This is a genomic window from Paracoccus haeundaensis (genome assembly GCF_006239215.1).
In the GTDB taxonomy this organism is placed as follows: Bacteria; Pseudomonadota; Alphaproteobacteria; order Rhodobacterales; family Rhodobacteraceae; genus Paracoccus; species Paracoccus marcusii.
Genome location: NZ_VDDC01000074.1, coordinates 2,501 through 5,613, shown reverse-complemented (window position 1 = coordinate 5,613; position 3,113 = coordinate 2,501). Strand labels below are relative to the sequence as shown.

The 3,113-nt window shown below is 54.6% G+C and carries 1 tRNA gene and 2 rRNA genes (1 of these 3 cut by a window edge); all 3 read right to left on the bottom strand.

Annotation, left to right across the window (positions count from 1 at the left end):
- Positions 1-77 (bottom strand) — tRNA-Met (locus tag FHD67_RS19750).
- 61 nt (positions 78-138) lie between these two features.
- Positions 139-253 (bottom strand): 5S ribosomal RNA (rrf, locus tag FHD67_RS19745).
- Between the two features lie 96 nt (positions 254-349).
- A 23S ribosomal RNA gene (locus tag FHD67_RS19740) occupies positions 350-3,113 on the bottom strand (it continues 69 nt past the right edge of the window).

The following is a 3,113-nucleotide window of genomic DNA, read 5'->3' as shown; positions in this document are numbered from 1 at the left end:
TGGTTGCGGGGACAGGATTTGAACCTGTGACCTTCAGGTTATGAGCCTGACGAGCTACCGGGCTGCTCTACCCCGCGCCAAGGTTGTCCTGATCGGGTTTGTTTCATCGTATCAGAGAGATATTGCGTTTCTTACCAGGTCTGGCGGTGACCTACTCTCCCACGTCTTAAGACGCAGTACCATCGGCGCAGCGGCACTTAACGGCCGAGTTCGGGATGGGATCGGGTGTTTTGCTCGCGCTAGGGCCACCAGACCAGGAAAGAAACGCTCAGCGTCGGACCCTTTTGAGGGGTCTGATATTGTCCAAGGATGCTTTGGAGGAAGGAGGGTAATCCTGCTTCTTCCGGATCAAATCAAGCCTATCGAGCCATTAGTACCGGTCAACTGAATGCATTGCTGCACTTACATCTCCGGCCTATCGACGTGGTGGTCTTCCACGGCTCTCAAGGGAGACCTTGTTTTGAGGGGGGCTTCACGCTTAGATGCCTTCAGCGTTTATCCTGTCCGTTCATAGCTACCCAGCACTGCCGTTGGCACGACAACTGGTCCACCAGTGGAACGTCCACCCCGGTCCTCTCGTACTAGGGGCAGCTCCTCTCAAGTCTCCAACACCCACGGCAGATAGGGACCGAACTGTCTCACGACGTTCTAAACCCAGCTCACGTACCTCTTTAAACGGCGAACAGCCGTACCCTTGGGACCTGCTCCAGCCCCAGGATGAGATGAGCCGACATCGAGGTGCCAAACGATGCCGTCGATATGGACTCTTGGGCATCATCAGCCTGTTATCCCCAGCGTACCTTTTATCCGTTGAGCGATGGCCCTTCCACTCGGGACCACCGGATCACTATGGCCGACTTTCGTCTCTGCTCGACTTGTCAGTCTTGCAGTCAGGCTGGCTTCTGCCATTGCACTCAACGACCGATTTCCGACCGGTCTGAGCCAACCTTCGCGCGCCTCCGTTACTGTTTGGGAGGCGACCGCCCCAGTCAAACTACCCACCACGCAGGGTCCCGGACCCGGATAACGGGCCGCGGTTAGACATCAAGAGTGCGAAGGGCGGTATCTCAAGGATGGCTCCACGGGAACTGGCGTCCCCGCTTCAAAGCCTACCGCCTATCCTGCACATCGCAATCCTGATGCCAGTGCGAAGTTGTAGTAAAGGTGCATGGGGTCTTTCCGTCTAACCGCGGGAAGTCTGCATCTTCACAGACAATTCAATTTCGCTGAGTCCACATTTGAGACAGCGGGGAAGTCGTTACGCCATTCGTGCAGGTCGGAACTTACCCGACAAGGAATTTCGCTACCTTAGGACCGTTATAGTTACGGCCGCCGTTTACCGGGGCTTCAATTCAAGGCTTGCACCTCTCCTTTTAACCTTCCGGCACCGGGCAGGCGTCAGACCCTATACGTCGTCTTACGACTTCGCAGAGCCCTGTGTTTTTAGTAAACAGTCGCCACCCCCTGGTTTGTGCCCCCGGCCTCTGCTTGCGCAAAAACCGGGCCTCCTTCTCGCGAACTTACGGAGGTATTTTGCCGAGTTCCTTAAATGTGGTTCTCTCAAGCGCCTTGGTATTCTCTACCAGTCCACCTGTGTCGGTTTAGGGTACGGTCTTGTGGAGGGCTATTTCCAGGGACCACTCACCAGCCCTTCCAATCCGATAAGGAAGAACGAGCTCTGTGATCCGTCACCATCTCCTGGCCCAGGAATATTAACCTGGTTCCCATCGACTACGCCTTTCGGCCTCGCCTTAGGGGCCGGCTTACCCTGCTCAGATTAGCTTTAAGCAGGAACCCTTGGACTTTCGGCGACAGGGTCTCTCACCCTGTTTGTCGCTACTCATGTCAACATTCTCACTTCTGATCACTCCACCGGTTGCCTCACGGCCCGGCTTCACAGTCAGAACATTGCCTCCGTTACCCATTGCTGAGCAAAAGAGGCAGCGTTCTATATCACAGAACGCTCCGCTACCACGCACTCTAAAGTGCATCCAAAGCTTCGGCTCGTGGCTTGAGCCCCGTTACATCTTCGCCGCAAGACCTCTTGATTAGACCAGTGAGCTGTTACGCTATCTTTAAAGGATGGCTGCTTCTAAGCCAACCTCCTGGTTGTTTTGGAAGTCTCACATGCTTTCCCACTTAGCCACGAATTGGGGGCCTTAGCTGTTGGTCAGGGTTGTTTCCCTCTCCACGACGGACGTTAGCACCCGCCGTGTGTCTCCCGGATAGTTCTCCTGGGTATTCGGAGTTTGCTTAGACTCAGTAAGGCTGTGGGCCCCCATCATCCATGCAGTGCTCTACCCCCCAGGGAATACGTCCGAGGCGCTACCTAAATAGCTTTCGCGGAGAACCAGCTATCTCCGAGTTTGATTGGCCTTTCACCCCTAGGCACAAGTCATCCCGACCTTTTTCAACAGGTGTGGGTTCGGACCTCCAGTACGTGTTACCGTACCTTCATCCTGCTCATGCCTAGATCACTCGGTTTCGGGTCTGATCCGTCTAACTATGTCGCCCATTTAAGACTCGCTTTCGCTGCGCCTACACCTAACGGCTTAAGCTTGCTAGACAGACCAAGTCGTTGACCCATTATACAAAAGGTACGCCGTCACCCCTCAAGGGGGCTCCGACTGCTTGTAGGCGTCCGGTTTCAGAAACTGTTTCACTCCCCTCGTCGGGGTGCTTTTCACCTTTCCCTCACGGTACTGGTTCGCTATCGGTCAGTAAGGAGTACTTAGCCTTCGAGGGTGGTCCCCCGATCTTCAGACAGGATTTCACGTGTCCCGCCCTACTTGATACGTCCCATCGAGCTTCCGATACGGGGCTGTCACCCGCTATGGCCAGACTTTCCAATCTGTTCTCGTCACTCTCAAGGCTCGGCTGGTCCGCGTTCGCTCGCCACTACTAGCGGAGTCTCTATTGATGTCCTTTCCTCCGGGTACTTAGATGTTTCAGTTCCCCGGGTTCGCTTCTTAAACCCTATGTATTCAGGTAAAAGATACCTGGTTAACCCAATTGTTGACCGCCCGAAGGCAACAACAATCAAGTTTCAGGTGGGTTTCCCCATTCGGAAATCCATGGATCAAAGCTTATTCTCAGCTCCCCATGGCTTATCG